11 protein-coding genes and 1 tRNA gene are annotated in these 12,662 nt (G+C 71.1%); 6 read left to right on the forward strand and 6 right to left on the reverse strand.

Annotated features, from left to right (window positions below; translation table 11 throughout):
- The first annotated feature begins 57 nt into the window (after positions 1-57).
- The 4 genes from OHA58_RS21110 (at position 58) to OHA58_RS21125 (ending at position 3,939) form a co-directional block, all read left to right on the forward strand.
- Positions 58-141, forward strand: a tRNA-Leu gene (locus tag OHA58_RS21110).
- Positions 142-373: 232 nt separating this feature from the next.
- Positions 374-1,549, forward strand: a complete 1,176-nt coding sequence (locus OHA58_RS21115; RefSeq protein ID WP_405480616.1) for a 4-hydroxybenzoate 3-monooxygenase — start codon at positions 374-376, stop codon at positions 1,547-1,549.
- A 71-nt stretch (positions 1,550-1,620) separates the two neighbouring features.
- The gene (locus OHA58_RS21120) at positions 1,621-2,985 is read left to right on the forward strand and encodes an MFS transporter (protein WP_405480618.1); all 1,365 of its coding nucleotides are present in this window, start codon (positions 1,621-1,623) and stop codon (positions 2,983-2,985) included.
- A gap of 66 nt (positions 2,986-3,051) precedes the next feature.
- Complete coding sequence (locus tag OHA58_RS21125; RefSeq protein WP_405480620.1) at positions 3,052-3,939, forward strand: Bax inhibitor-1/YccA family protein; 888 nt, start codon at positions 3,052-3,054, stop codon at positions 3,937-3,939.
- Between the two features lie 103 nt (positions 3,940-4,042).
- Here the strand turns inward: OHA58_RS21125 and OHA58_RS21130 are convergent, their stop codons facing one another.
- Positions 4,043-4,273 carry a DUF4287 domain-containing protein gene (locus OHA58_RS21130; RefSeq protein WP_199842040.1) on the reverse strand — a complete coding sequence of 77 codons (231 nt, stop codon included), beginning with the start codon at positions 4,271-4,273 and terminating at the stop codon, positions 4,043-4,045.
- Between the two features lie 102 nt (positions 4,274-4,375).
- On the opposite strand from OHA58_RS21130, the gene OHA58_RS21135 reads away from it, so the two are divergent.
- Positions 4,376-4,687: a hypothetical protein gene (locus tag OHA58_RS21135; RefSeq protein ID WP_405480621.1), complete on the forward strand. Its 312-nt coding sequence runs from the start codon at positions 4,376-4,378 to the stop codon at positions 4,685-4,687.
- Between the two features lie 52 nt (positions 4,688-4,739).
- Here the strand turns inward: OHA58_RS21135 and OHA58_RS21140 are convergent, their stop codons facing one another.
- From OHA58_RS21140 to OHA58_RS21150, 3 genes are all read right to left on the reverse strand, one after another.
- A complete protein-coding gene (locus OHA58_RS21140; RefSeq protein WP_405480623.1) occupies positions 4,740-5,558 on the reverse strand; it encodes a hypothetical protein in 819 nt (272 codons plus the stop codon).
- A 353-nt stretch (positions 5,559-5,911) separates the two neighbouring features.
- Positions 5,912-7,132: an acetyl-CoA C-acetyltransferase gene (locus OHA58_RS21145; RefSeq protein WP_405480624.1), complete on the reverse strand. Its 1,221-nt coding sequence runs from the start codon at positions 7,130-7,132 to the stop codon at positions 5,912-5,914.
- Between the two features lie 166 nt (positions 7,133-7,298).
- Positions 7,299-8,327 carry an SGNH/GDSL hydrolase family protein gene (locus tag OHA58_RS21150; RefSeq protein WP_405480626.1) on the reverse strand — a complete coding sequence of 343 codons (1,029 nt, stop codon included), beginning with the start codon at positions 8,325-8,327 and terminating at the stop codon, positions 7,299-7,301.
- 181 nt (positions 8,328-8,508) lie between these two features.
- On the opposite strand from OHA58_RS21150, the gene OHA58_RS21155 reads away from it, so the two are divergent.
- Positions 8,509-9,900, forward strand: coding sequence for a cystathionine beta-synthase (locus OHA58_RS21155; protein WP_405480628.1), 1,392 nt, complete (start codon positions 8,509-8,511; stop codon positions 9,898-9,900).
- 293 nt (positions 9,901-10,193) lie between these two features.
- On the opposite strand, the gene OHA58_RS21160 is transcribed toward OHA58_RS21155, so the two are convergent.
- Both OHA58_RS21160 and OHA58_RS21165 read right to left on the reverse strand, forming a co-directional pair.
- Positions 10,194-11,027, reverse strand: coding sequence for a MurR/RpiR family transcriptional regulator (locus OHA58_RS21160; RefSeq protein ID WP_405480629.1), 834 nt, complete (start codon positions 11,025-11,027; stop codon positions 10,194-10,196).
- Entirely contained in the window at positions 11,024-12,607 is a 1,584-nt protein-coding gene (locus tag OHA58_RS21165; RefSeq protein ID WP_405480631.1) for an aromatic amino acid ammonia-lyase, read from the reverse strand. Before OHA58_RS21165 ends, OHA58_RS21160 begins: the two co-directional genes overlap by 4 nt.
- Positions 12,608-12,662 lie beyond the last annotated feature (55 nt).

Genomic DNA, 12,662 nt, shown 5'->3' on the forward strand with positions numbered 1-12,662 from the left:
GCTGTTCGGGGGATCTGTCCCGATAGGCTCAGAACCTCGTTGCGGAGCCCACGACCTGCCCGGATGGTGGAATGCAGACACGGCGAGCTTAAACCTCGCTGCCCCTTCGCGGGCGTACCGGTTCAAGTCCGGTTCCGGGCACCTCCCGCTTTTCCTCCCCGCTCCCGACCGAGTCGCTTCTGAGCCGCTTCCTGTCGCCGCGTGCCGATCGCATCCGATCGCCGCGGCGTTTTTTCGTGCCCTCCAAAGTCCCGGGACCGTTTTCTCCGCCCGGGACCGTTGACAGCGGTTCGAGCCGGGCGGAGACTCCGCTGAGCACATTATGAACGAAAGTTCACCACGCGAACAAGGCTGAGCGAAAAAGAAGGTACCCATGCGCACCACCGTCGGCATCATCGGAGCGGGCCCCGCCGGACTGCTCCTCGCCCGGCTCCTGCACAACGCCGGAATCGACTCCGTCGTCCTGGAGAGCCGGGACCGGGCCTACGTCGAGCAGCGCCAGCGCGCCGGAATCCTGGAGCAGGGCACCGTCGACGTACTGCGCGAGGCGGGCGCGGCGGAGCGCATGGACCGCGAGGGCCTCCCGCACGACGGCATCGAGCTGCGCTTCGACAGGCGCCGCCACCGCGTCGACTTCCCCGCCCTGACCGGCGGCAGGTCCGTGATGGTCTACGCCCAGACCGAGGTGTGCAAGGACCTCATCGCCCTCCAGCTCGCCGAGGGAGGCCCGCTGCTCTTCGAGGCGGAGGCGCTGGCCGTCGAGGGCGCCGAGACCGAGAGCCCGAGCGTCCGCTTCCGCCACGAGGGCCGCGAGGACGTCCTCGACTGCGACTACGTCGTCGCCTGCGACGGCTCGTGGGGCGTGGGCCGCAAGGCCGTACCCGCCGACGTCTCCCAGGTCTTCGAGCGCACGTACCCCTTCGGCTGGCTCGGCATCCTCGCCGATGTCGTCCCGTCCCACGACGAGTTGGTCTACTCCCGCCACGACCGCGGCTTCGCGCTCCTCTCGATGCGCTCCCCGTCCGTCACGCGCGCGTACCTCCAGGTCCCCGACGGCACGAACGCCGACGACTGGAGCGACGAGGAGATCTGGGACGAACTCGACCGCCGCCTGGAGACCGCCGACGGCTGGAAGCTGGAGCGCGGAGCCATCACCTCCAAGTCCGTCACCCCGATGAGGAGTTACGTCCACGAGCCGATGCGCCACGGACGGCTCTTCCTCGCCGGGGACGCCGCCCACATCGTCCCGCCGACCGGCGCCAAGGGCCTCAACCTCGCCGTCGGCGACGTCGTCACCTTCGCCCGCGCCCTGACCCACCGCCACAAGACCGGCTCCACCGAGCGCCTCGACGCCTACTCACAGACCTGCCTGCGCCGCGTCTGGCAGGCCGAGCGGTTCTCGTACGCGATGACGACGATGCTGCACCGCGCCCCCGACGCGACGCCCTTCGACGACCGCATCCAGCGCGCCCACCTCGACAGGATCACGGCCTCGCCCGCGGCCGGGACCGACCTCGCCGAGGGCTACACGGGCTTCCCCCTCGACTGAGCCCGCACCACCGCACCGTCCACCAACCGCCGCACACCCGTCCCCGCGTACCCACGACGAAGTGAGTGCTCATGTCCCCCGACACCTCCCACGGCACCGCCATACCCTCCCCGCCCCGCACCTTCAGGGCCGTCGCCCCCGTCATCGCCCTGTGCTGGCTCGTCGTCTTCTTCGACGGCATGGACGTCAACATCTACGGCGCCGTCATGCCGCACCTCCTCGACGACAAGGGCTTCGGCTTCACCGCGTCCACCGCCGGCACGATCGGCTCCTGGACCACGTTCGGCATGCTGATCGGCGCACTCGGCTGCGGCACACTCACCGACTGGCTCGGCCGCAAGCCCATGGTCACCGGCTCCGTCGCCCTCTTCTCCGCCGGCTCCGCCGTGTGCGCGCTCGCCCCGAGCGCCGCCGCCTTCGGCGGGGGCCGCTTCCTCGCCGGGCTCGGCCTCGGCGGCCTGATGCCGATCGGCCTCGCGATCGTCGCCGAGTTCGCCCCGCCCCGCAGGGCCGCCCTCGCCACCGGCCTGATGATGACCTCGTACCACGCGGGCGGCATGGCCGCGACGGGCCTCGGCCTCGCGCTCGGCCCCGACCACGGCTGGCGCGTCGTCTTCTGGACGGGCGTCATCCCGGCCGTCATCGCCGTCCCCCTCGTCCTGAAGTGGCTGCCCGAATCCCCGGCCGTCCTGTTCGCTAAGGGGCGTACCGCCGAGGCGAGCGCCGTCGCCGCCCGCTACGGGCTGCCCGAGCCGACCCGCGCCGAGGCCCCCGCCGCCGGCGCCAAGGGCCGCTTCGCCGCCGTCGCCTCGCTCTTCGCACCCGGCACCCGCGCCGCGACCCCGCTCCTGTGGGTCGCTTCCTTCGCCGGCCTGCTCCTCGTCTACGGCGTCTCCACCTGGCTGCCCGAGCTGATGCGCGCCTCCGGCTACTCGCTCACCTCGTCCGTCACCTTCCTCATGGTGATCAACGCGGGCGGCATCGTCGGCATGCTCGTCGCGGGCCGTGCCGCCGACCGGTTCGGCGCGGTCAAGGTGTCCGCGCTCTGGTTCGTCCTGACCGCCTGCGGCGCCTTCCTGCTCCGCGCGCACCTGCCGCTGGGCGTCGCGTACGCCCTGGTCTTCGTCACCGGCGTCTGGCTCTTCTCCGCCCAGGTCATGGTCTACGCGGCAGCCCCGTCCGTGTACACGCCCGGCCAGCGCGCCACCGGCCTCGGCTGGATCACCGGCGTGGGCCGCACCGGAGCCGTCGTCGGCCCCTGGCTGGGCGGCGCGGTCGTCGCCGGAGGCAATGCGAGCCTCGGCTTCACCACCTTCGCCGCGGCCGCGGTCCTCGGCGCCGTCGCCATCTCCCTGGTGCCCCTCGTTCGGCGGAACACCGGGCATGCCCCGGACGTTGCGGGTAACAGGATGGGAAAGATCCTCCCTGAGCACTAGGCTGGGGTCTTTGCCTGCCTATTACCCTTGAGCCAAGGCCGCGCAGGGTGGCTATGGAGGAGTGAGATGAGGAGCAGTAACCCGGTCTTCTCGCGACGGGGGTTCAGCCGCGACAACGGCTATGCGGGCTTCAACGCGCAGCCGCAGGCCGGGGGACCCGCAGTCGGCACACAGGGCAACCCCTACGCCGGCAACAACCCGTACGCGCAGAACCCCTACGCCCAGCAGGACCTGCAGTACGGCGCTCCGCCGCAGGCCCCGGCCACCACCGGCCGCATGACGATGGACGACGTCGTCATGCGCACCGCCACCACCCTCGGCGTCCTCGTCCTGACGGCCGCGCTCGCCTGGGCGCTGCTGCCGGTCGACACCGCGAACATCAACAAGTCGTACGGCATCGCGATCGGCGCAGGCCTCATCGCGATGGTGCTGGGCTTCGTCCAGGCGTTCAAGCGCAAGGCCTCGCCGCCGCTCATCCTGGCGTACGCGGCGCTCGAGGGCGTCTTCCTCGGCGTCCTGTCGAGCATCGTCGACAACTACATCGCGAGCGGTGCGGCCATGCAGGCCGTGCTCGGCACGATGGCGGTCTTCGTGGCGGTCCTCGTCGCGTACAAGGCCGGCTGGATCCGTGTCAACCGCCGCTTCTACGGCTTCGTGATGGCCGCGGCCATGGGCTTCATCCTGCTCATGGCGGTGAACCTGCTGTTCGCCGTCTTCGGCGGCGGTGACGGCCTCGGCCTCCGCAGCGGCGGCCTCGGCATCGTCTTCGGCATCATCGGCGTGCTGCTCGGCGCGTGCTTCCTGGCCCTCGACTTCAAGCAGGTCGAGGACGGCATCGCGTACGGCGCCCCGCGCGAGGAGGCCTGGCTCGCCGCGTTCGGCCTGACGATGACGCTCGTGTGGATCTACCTCGAGTTCCTGCGCCTCATCGCGATCCTGCAGGGCAACGACTGACCACCCGGCAGTCAGACCTGAAAGGGCCCGCGCACCATCGGTGTGCGGGCCCTTTTTCACGGTTGCGGCTGTTGTGGGGACGGATGGGTCGGGGGTGGAACGCTCAGCCCAGGCGGCGGGCGGCCCGCCGCAGGTCGTACTCGTGGATGATCGCCTTGGCGTGGCCGTACGCGAGGTCGTGTTCCCCGCGCAGCCAGCTGACCTTGTCTTCGAAGCGGAGGAAGCAGGGGCCTTCCTCGACGGTGCGCAGCCAGTCGGAGATCTCACGACCGGTGCAGTGGGGGATGCGAGCCAGCAGATTCTGGTGGGTCTCCTGCGAGAACACTTGGGACATCGGCGCCTCCGGACGCGTTGCGATGTAGCCGGTCCTTCAGGCCACCGTGCCTGAGCGTTCGGTTGTTGGCAACAGTCGAGGGAAGGCGCATAGGGTCGCGGCATGCTCGATACGACGCCGTTGACGGACGCAGTGGACCGATTCGCCGACCGGCTGCGCGCCGCGCCGCAGAGCAGGCTCCAGCGGGGGGCCGCCGCCGAGGCGCTCGCCCTCGCCAGGGAACTGTCCGCATGGGCGCAGCGCCTGGAGGACCCCGAGGGACCCGTACGGGAGATGCCGGACGCCGGGATGTTCGCCGGGTCCGACCAGATCACCGTCGCCGCACGCGACCTGTCCGTCGTCCTTCAGAACCCCGCCCAGCTGGGTGAGGCGCTCGCGCTCGTCGAGGAGGCACAAAAACGCGCCGGGGTGTGAGCCGACCCGGCGCGTTCTTCGATGGGTGGGGACGGAAGCCGAGCGGAGGCGCTCAGACGGAGGCTATGACCCGGTCGGCCAGGATGTAGACGTTCTCGCGGCCGCAGGCGAACGTGAGCGCGTACGCGCCCGAGACACCCGAGCCGCCCAGCAGCACGGGGGACTCGCCCTCGCGCAGCGCCTCGGCCAGCTGCTCCGCGGTCTCGCGGTGGCCGGGGGTCATGCAGAGCGTCGTGCCGTCCACGAAGACGTACACGTCGAGCGTGCCCAGCGGGCCCGGGCGCACATCGGCCAGGGCGGTGCGGGCGTCGGCCAGCTCCTCCAGACACGCCACCGTCCGCTCGTGGTCGCTGCTCCCGCCCGAGACGGGCGACTGCACCGGCACGAAGTCGGGGTGCGAGGGGTGACGGCGACGGGCGGCCGCGAGCTCCGCGGACTCCCCGGAAAACTCGTCGGCGCCCGCGTCGGCCGGCTCCACCACGGGCTCCAGGCCCGCCGCGAGACCCGGCTCCAGGCCCGCGAAATCGGCCTGGCGCGGCATGAACAGATCGTCACCGAGGCCCAGCGCGCCGCCGAGCATGGACGGCGCGTCGGAGGCGTCCCGCGCCTCCTGCGCGGCCCAGAAGGCACGCGCCTCGGCGAGCTCGCGCTCCCGCTCCTCCGCGAGTGCGTCGGCGACGGCCGCGCGTATCTCCTCCGTGTCGGGCGTGGTGCGCGCGGCGGGCACGCCACGACCGGCGCCGACGGCGCGGTCATGGGCGAGCTCGTCCCGCAGTTCGGTGATCTGCCTGCGCAGTCCGTGGACGGTGTGCAGGGCAGCGGCGCCCACGGCCGTGGCGGCGGCCGTGGCGATGAGCAAAGCAAGAGGCATGGCGCTCACTGACGTACTCCCGGTTTCAAGTCGACCCCCGACTTCCTACATCAGCTTGAAGCCTGGACCATCCCGCTGTCAGTGCATTACGTCACGAAATGGACAGCTCTTTTGGTCGGGTGTTTAGGGGTGTTATGCCCTGGGAGCCCTGCTGACCTGCAAAAACCGTCTCCCCCAGGAGATACGTCACATCCTGGGGGAGATTGGATCACGATTCAGCAGAGGCGCAACCCGGCCTCTGGGGCCGGAGAGGTCAGCTGAGCCGCTCGCTTCTCCGGTCGCGCTGAGCTTCGCCACCGCTGCGGGCAGGTGCCGCCTTCGTTCCTCAGGCGACCCCTACCCTCCGCTACGGCTCAGCTCAGCCGCTCGATGACCATCGCCATGCCCTGGCCGCCGCCGACGCACATGGTCTCCAGGCCGAACTGCTTGTCGTGGAACTGGAGGCTGTTGATCAGGGTGCCGGTGATGCGGGCGCCCGTCATGCCGAAGGGGTGACCCACGGCGATCGCGCCACCGTTGATGTTCAGCTTGTCCTCGTCGATGCCGAGGTCACGCGCGGAGGGGATGACCTGCGCGGCGAACGCCTCGTTGATCTCGACCAGGTCGATGTCGCCGATGCCGAGCCCGGCGCGCTTCAGCGCCTGCTTCGACGCCTCGACCGGGCCGAGGCCCATGATCTCGGGGGACAGGCCCGAGACGCCGGTGGAGACGATGCGGGCGAGCGGCGTCAGACCGAGCTCGCGGGCCTTCGTGTCGGACATGATCACGAGGGCCGCGGCGCCGTCGTTGAGCGGGCAGCAGTTCGCGGCCGTGACCAGGCCGTCGGGGCGGAAGACCGGCTTCAGGCCCGAGACGCCCTCCACGGTGACGCCGGCGCGCGGGCCGTCGTCCTGCGAGACGACCGTGCCGTCGGGGGTGGTGACCGGGGTGATCTCCCGCTCCCAGAAGCCGTTCTTGATGGCCTGCTCGGCCAGGTTCTGCGAACGCACACCGAACGCGTCCATGTCCGCGCGCGTGACACCCTTCGTCCGCGCCAGGTTCTCGGCGGTCTGGCCCATCGCGATGTACGCGTCCGGGACCAGGCCGTCCTCGCGCGGGTCGTGCCAGCTCGCGCCCTCGGACTCGGCGACGGCGGCCGTACGGGCCTCCGCCTCGGCGAAGAACGGGTTGTGCGTGTCCGGCAGCGAGTCCGAGTTGCCCTTCACGAAGCGCGACACCATCTCGACACCGGCCGAGATGAAGACGTCACCCTCGCCGGCCTTGATGGCGTGCAGCGCCATGCGGCTGGTCTGCAGCGACGACGAGCAGTAGCGGGTGACCGTACATCCCGGCAGGTGGTCCATGCCCATCTGCACGGCCACGATGCGGCCCAGGTTGTTGCCCTGTTCGCCGCCGGGCAGACCGCAGCCGAGCATCAGGTCGTCGATGTCCCGCGGGTCGAGCTCGGGGACCTTGGCCAGCGCGGCCTGGATGATCGTGGCGGTCAGATCGTCCGGGCGCAGGTCCTTCAGGGACCCCTTGAAGGCGCGGCCGATGGGGGAGCGGGCGGTCGAGACGATCACGGCTTCGGGCATCACGGCTCCAAGAGGTCTACGCGTACGAGCTTTTGCCTACGAGCTAAAGGCAGGACCGTGAGGGAAGTTACCTGTACGTACTGTCCAGGTCACCGGTGTGCGCGTGTGACTCCCGCCGCATTTTTCTAAGCGCTTGCTCAGCAGTGTGTCGCCTGCAATGCCGCCCTCACGTCACCGGCGTCGGGTCCTGCGTCGTCACCCGCCTGCGCCTGCGGCGCTTCAGCAGAGCCCAGGGCCCCCTCGGACCCGTCGGCATCGCCGGCGTCACCTCCGTGCCGCCCTCCTCCGCTGCCTGGGCCGCCGCCCTGGCCACCGGCAGGAAGCCCTCGCGCCGGGACACGTCCGGACGCTCCTCCTCCGGCCACAGGCCCAGCGACGCGCACAGCGTCGGCAGCACCGCCATCGCCGCCGTCGCGTACCCCTCGGCCGACGGGTGGTAGTTGTCGGGACCGAACAGCTCCCGCGGATTGGCCAGGAACTCCGGGCCGAGCAGATCGCCCAGCGACACCGTGCGCCCGCCCTGCTCCACCGTCCCGATCGTCTGCGCCGCCGCCAGCTGCCGCGAGGCCCGCCGGGCCAGATACCGCAGCGGCTGGTTCACCGGCTCGATCGTGCCCAGATCCGGGCACGTCCCCACCACCACCTCCGCCCCCGCCGTACGCAGCCTGCGCACCGCCGCCGACAGATGACGCACCGACCGGGTCGCCGGCATCCGGTGCGTCACGTCGTTCGCGCCGATCATCACGACGCACACGTCCGGCACCCAGTCCGGATCCGAGAGGATCACCGCGACCTGGCGGTCCAGATCGTCGGACCTGGCGCCCGGCAGCGCGACGTTGCGCAGCTCCACCGGGCGCTCGGCCACCGCCGCGAGACCCGAGGCGAGCAGCGCGCCCGGCGTCTGCCGGGCCCGGTGCACGCCCTGCCCCGCCGCCGTCGAGTCACCCAGCATGGCGAACCGCAGCGGCTCCGTCTCCGCCACCTCGGTGGCCGTACGCTCGGCGAACACCCTCCCGTAAAGACCGTTCGCGGACGGGACCTGCACGCCTCCCCTGTTGTGGTTGCCCACCTGCCGCTTCGCCAGCTGGACCTCCGCGATCACCAGACCGACCGCGGCGGCGCCGATCAGACCGATACCGCCGCCGCCGTACGCCGCGCCCGCGGCGATGCGCCGTGCCACCCTCGCCCTCGACATGCGTCGCAGCCACCTGCCTCTGCGTAGTCCTTTTCAGCCGTACATCCAGTCATTGCCCCGTAAGCACGGTCGGCCAATCGCAACAGGCGATGAAGGGGCGGCACTCGGCTTACGCTGACCGCACATCACTTTGCAGATTCCTCGCAGATCCCTCGCGACCCATCGCAGCCCGGAGACAACGGTGCAATTCCACGACTCGATGATCAGCCTCGTCGGCAACACCCCGCTCGTCAGGCTCAACAGCGTGACCGAAGGCATTCAGGCAACCGTCCTGGCCAAGGTCGAGTACTTCAACCCCGGCGGTTCGGTGAAGGACCGCATCGCCCTGCGCATGATCGAGGCGGCGGAGGAGAGCGGCGCCCTCGAGCCCGGCGGCACGATCGTGGAGCCGACCAGCGGCAACACGGGCGTCGGCCTGGCCATCGTGGCGCAGCAGAAGGGGTACAAGTGCATCTTCGTGTGCCCCGACAAGGTCTCCACGGACAAGATCAACGTGCTGCGGGCGTACGGCGCGGAGGTCGTCGTCTGCCCGACGGCCGTGGATCCGGAGCACCCGGACTCGTACTACAACGTCTCCGACCGGCTGGTGCGTGAGACGCCCGGCGCCTGGAAGCCGGACCAGTACTCCAACCCCAACAACCCCCTCTCGCACTATCACTCCACCGGCCCCGAGCTGTGGGAGCAGACGGAGGGCGAGATCACGCACTTCGTGGCGGGCGTCGGCACGGGCGGCACGATCTCCGGGACCGGCCGCTATCTGAAGGACGTGAGCGAGGGCCGCGTACAGGTCATCGGTGCCGACCCGGAGGGCTCGGTGTACTCCGGCGGCTCCGGGCGCCCGTACCTCGTGGAGGGCGTGGGCGAGGACTTCTGGCCGACGGCGTACGACCGCACGGTCGCGGACGAGATCGTCGCGGTCTCCGACAAGGACTCCTTCCAGATGACCCGCCGCCTCGCCAAGGAGGAGGGCCTCCTCGTGGGCGGCTCCTGCGGCATGGCAGTGGTGGCGGCCCTCCGCGTGGCCGAACGCCTCGGCCCGGACGACGTGGTGGTGGTCCTTCTCCCGGACAGCGGCCGCGGCTACCTCAGCAAGATCTTCAACGATGAGTGGATGGCCGACTACGGCTTCCTCGCCGACACGGGCACGAGCGCGCGCGTGGGCGACGTGCTTCAGCACAAGGAGGGCGGCGCGCTGCCGTCGCTCGTCCACATGCACCCGGAGGAGACCGTCGGCGAGGCCATCGAGGTGCTGCGCGAGTACGGCGTCTCGCAGATGCCCATCGTGAAGCCGGGAGCCGGACACCCGGACGTGATGGCTGCCGAGGTCATCGGCTCCGTCGTCGAACGGGAGCTGCTCGACGCCCTGTTCACGCAGCGCGCCTCGCTCGGCGACATGCTGGAGAAGCACATGTCGGCCCCGCTGCCGCAGGTCGGCTCGGGTGAGCCGGTGGAGGACCTGATGTCCGTGCTCGGCTCCGCGGACGCGGCGATCGTCCTGGTGGAGGGCAAGCCCAAGGGTGTGGTGAGCCGTCAGGACCTGTTGTCCTTCCTCGCGAAGAACGGCGGGAAGTAGGACGGAGCGGGTTCGTGCAATCGGTACGAGCGCGACACGTGCGCGCAGCACCCGCTTAACACGGGTCCGGCACATTGATGGGTGTCGGCAGGGGTGGGAGCGGCTCCCCGCTCAGGCCGGCACCGTAGCGGCGTCAAGGACCTCCGGAGCGGCTCCCGGACCTCCATGGACGCCTGCGGACGCGGTGACCCGGTCCTGACCCGGTTCCGTGTCCTTCGCGGGGACCGCCGTCGTCCCGCCCCCCGTTCACGGGGGTGCGGCGGTCCCCGCGCATCACTCTTCTGAGCATTCCTCTATTCGACGAACAGGCCCCGCTCCGCGGCGCGTACGTCGAATTCCTCCAGGCGGGCCTGCGCCTCGGGCAGGTTGTCGCACATCGCTTCCAGGAGTACGCGGCCGAGCAGCATCGGTGAGCACGCCGTGTCGAAGGCGAGGCCCTCGCCGACCGCGGCGGGCAGGAGCAGGTCCGAGTGCTTGGCGACGGGGGCGAAGGCCGAGTCGGCGACGGTGACCACGGTGAGGCCGGCCGACTTGGCGTAGGCGAGCGCGTCGACGACTTCCTTGGGGTGGCGGGGCAGCGCGAAGCAGAGGAGCGCCGTGGCTCCGGCGCGGACGGCGGCGTCGACGCGGTCGGCGAGCATCGTGCCGCCCTCGTCGAGGAGCCGTACGTCGGGGTGGACCTTCGCCGCGAAGTACGAGAAGCCGTAGGCCTGGGAGGCGGCGGCGCGCAGGCCGAGGACGAGGAGCGGGCGGGAGGCGGCGAGGAGGCGGCCCGCGCGTTCGATGGGGGCGGGGTCGGCGAGGAGCTGCGCGAGGTGGCGGAGGTTCTCGATCTCGGCCTCGACGGCCTGCTGGTACTCGTTGGCCGAGGCGGGCGTGGTGGGTTCGGCGGGGGCGACCTCGCGCAGGTGTTTGCGCAGGGCGGGGTAGCCGTCGAAGCCGAGTGCCACGGCGAAGCGGGTGACGGAGGGCTGGCTGACTCCGGCGAGTTCGGCGAGTTCCACGGAGGAGAGGAACGGGACGTCGGCGGCGCGGCGCACCATGCAGTGCGCGATGCGGCGCTGAGTGGGTGTCAGGCGGTGTACCTCGAAGAGCTGTTGCAGTCGTGCGGCTGGGCTGTCGTTCATTCCGTCCCCCCAGGGCGGTCTGATCCGGCTGTTGCGGTGGCTGTGGCCGGTCCGTCTGTTCCGTCGGCGATGCGGGTGAAGCTGTCCAGGAGTCCCGCCGCGGCCCGGGTGACATCTTCCGTCAGGGGGCGGTCGGTGGCGTCGGGGTCGAGGGCCGAATCCGCGAGGGCGAAGGCGCGGCCGACGGGGAGTTCGGGGTCGGGGCGCATGTCGCGCTGGCGCAATGCCCGTACGGCGGCGACGAGTTCGCAGCCCACGACGAGGCGGTAGGCGTCGCAGACGCGCAGGGTCTGGCGGGCGGCGAGGGACGCGAAGCTGGCCTGTTCCTCGACGCCGCGGGAGAGGACCGCGTGGCCGAGCGATGCGGGGGCGGCGAAGGCGCGCAGGTCGCCGAGGGCCGCTCCGGCCGCGTATTCGAGGATCATCACGCCCGACGAGGCGGGTTCGCCGTCGGCGAGGAAGGGGCGCAGGCGGGTGTACGAGGGTTCGTTGAGGGTGGACAGGCGTGAGGTGGAGAGCCGGGCGACCTGGGCGATGGCGAGCCTGAAGTGGTCGAGTGCCAGGGCGAGTTGGGCCATGTAGAAGCCGCCGTGGTGGTAGGCGGCCATGTCCTGGGGGGAGATGAGGGGGTTCTCGGCGGCGGCGTTGATCTCGACGGTGAGTACGTCTTCCAGGGCGTCGGCGGCGTCCTGGGCCGGGCCGTGGATCTGGGGGACGCAGCGGAAGCCGTACGGGTCCTGGATGCGGCCGAGGGGCGGGGTGGGGCGTTCGGGGGCGCCGAGGATGGCGCGCATGCGGGCGGCGACGGCGTACGAGCCGCGGTGGTGGCGGGCCTCGTGGACGGGCAGGGCGTACGCCTCGTAGGAGCCGTCGACGGCCAGCAGGGAGAGTGCGGCGACGAGTTGGGTGGCGGAGATCAGGTCGCGCAGTTCGTGGAGGGCGAGGGCGGACTGGCCGAGGGTGAGGGCGTTGCTGCTGATGAGGGCGAGGGCGTCGTTGTTGTCGAGGGGCTGGGCCTCGGGGGCGCCGTCGCCGCGCCAGGGGTGTTCGCCGGCGAGGGCGAGGCCCATCTGGGCGAGGGCGGCGATGTCGCCGGTGCCGACGGAGCCGAATTCGTTGACGGCCGGGTAGGCGCCGGTCTCCAGGGCTTCGCACAGGGCCGTGACGACGGTGGGGCGTAGTCCTGCGCCGCCGGCGAGGAGCTGGTTGGCGCGGACGGCGAGCATGGCGCGGACCTGGCGTGCGGGGAGCTCTTCGCCGATGGCGCCGGCGTGGCTGCGCAGCAGGCGCAGGCCGTGGTCGGCGGCGGCCTCGGTGGGCACGTCCTCGTTCCGGTTCGCGCCGACGCCGGTGGAGCGGCCGTAGACGCGGCCCCAGGCGGCGATCTCGCGGGCGGCGTTCCAGGACTCCTCGACGCGTTTCATGGCGTCGGTGCCGGGGACGGGCCTGGCGGCGGAATCGGCCAGGCGGACGACGTCGGGCACGGGCAGACCGTGTCCGTCGAGCACGACGACGGGCGTGGGACGCTGGGGGGCCGTCATTCGGGGCTTACCCGCGGTGTCCGCGATGTGAGACGACATAGTGCGCCAAACCCTCCTCAACCGGACTTCTTGTCTCGCTCCTCGACCGCATTAA

Origin of the sequence: Streptomyces sp. NBC_00009 (genome assembly GCF_045040855.1) — a bacterium.
Classification (GTDB): Bacteria; Actinomycetota; Actinomycetes; order Streptomycetales; family Streptomycetaceae; genus Streptomyces; species Streptomyces aureus.

Coding starts and splice junctions, on each gene's coding strand:
- OHA58_RS21115 (WP_405480616.1), top strand. CDS start 374: ATGCGCACCACCGTCGGCATCATCGGAGCGGGCCCCGCCGGACTGCTC.
- OHA58_RS21120 (WP_405480618.1), top strand. CDS start 1,621: ATGTCCCCCGACACCTCCCACGGCACCGCCATACCCTCCCCGCCCCGC.
- OHA58_RS21125 (WP_405480620.1), top strand. CDS start 3,052: ATGAGGAGCAGTAACCCGGTCTTCTCGCGACGGGGGTTCAGCCGCGAC.
- OHA58_RS21130 (WP_199842040.1), bottom strand. CDS start 4,273: ATGTCCCAAGTGTTCTCGCAGGAGACCCACCAGAATCTGCTGGCTCGC.
- OHA58_RS21135 (WP_405480621.1), top strand. CDS start 4,376: ATGCTCGATACGACGCCGTTGACGGACGCAGTGGACCGATTCGCCGAC.
- OHA58_RS21140 (WP_405480623.1), bottom strand. CDS start 5,558: ATGCCTCTTGCTTTGCTCATCGCCACGGCCGCCGCCACGGCCGTGGGC.
- OHA58_RS21145 (WP_405480624.1), bottom strand. CDS start 7,132: ATGCCCGAAGCCGTGATCGTCTCGACCGCCCGCTCCCCCATCGGCCGC.
- OHA58_RS21150 (WP_405480626.1), bottom strand. CDS start 8,327: ATGTCGAGGGCGAGGGTGGCACGGCGCATCGCCGCGGGCGCGGCGTAC.
- OHA58_RS21160 (WP_405480629.1), bottom strand. CDS start 11,027: ATGAACGACAGCCCAGCCGCACGACTGCAACAGCTCTTCGAGGTACAC.
- OHA58_RS21165 (WP_405480631.1), bottom strand. CDS start 12,607: ATGTCGTCTCACATCGCGGACACCGCGGGTAAGCCCCGAATGACGGCC.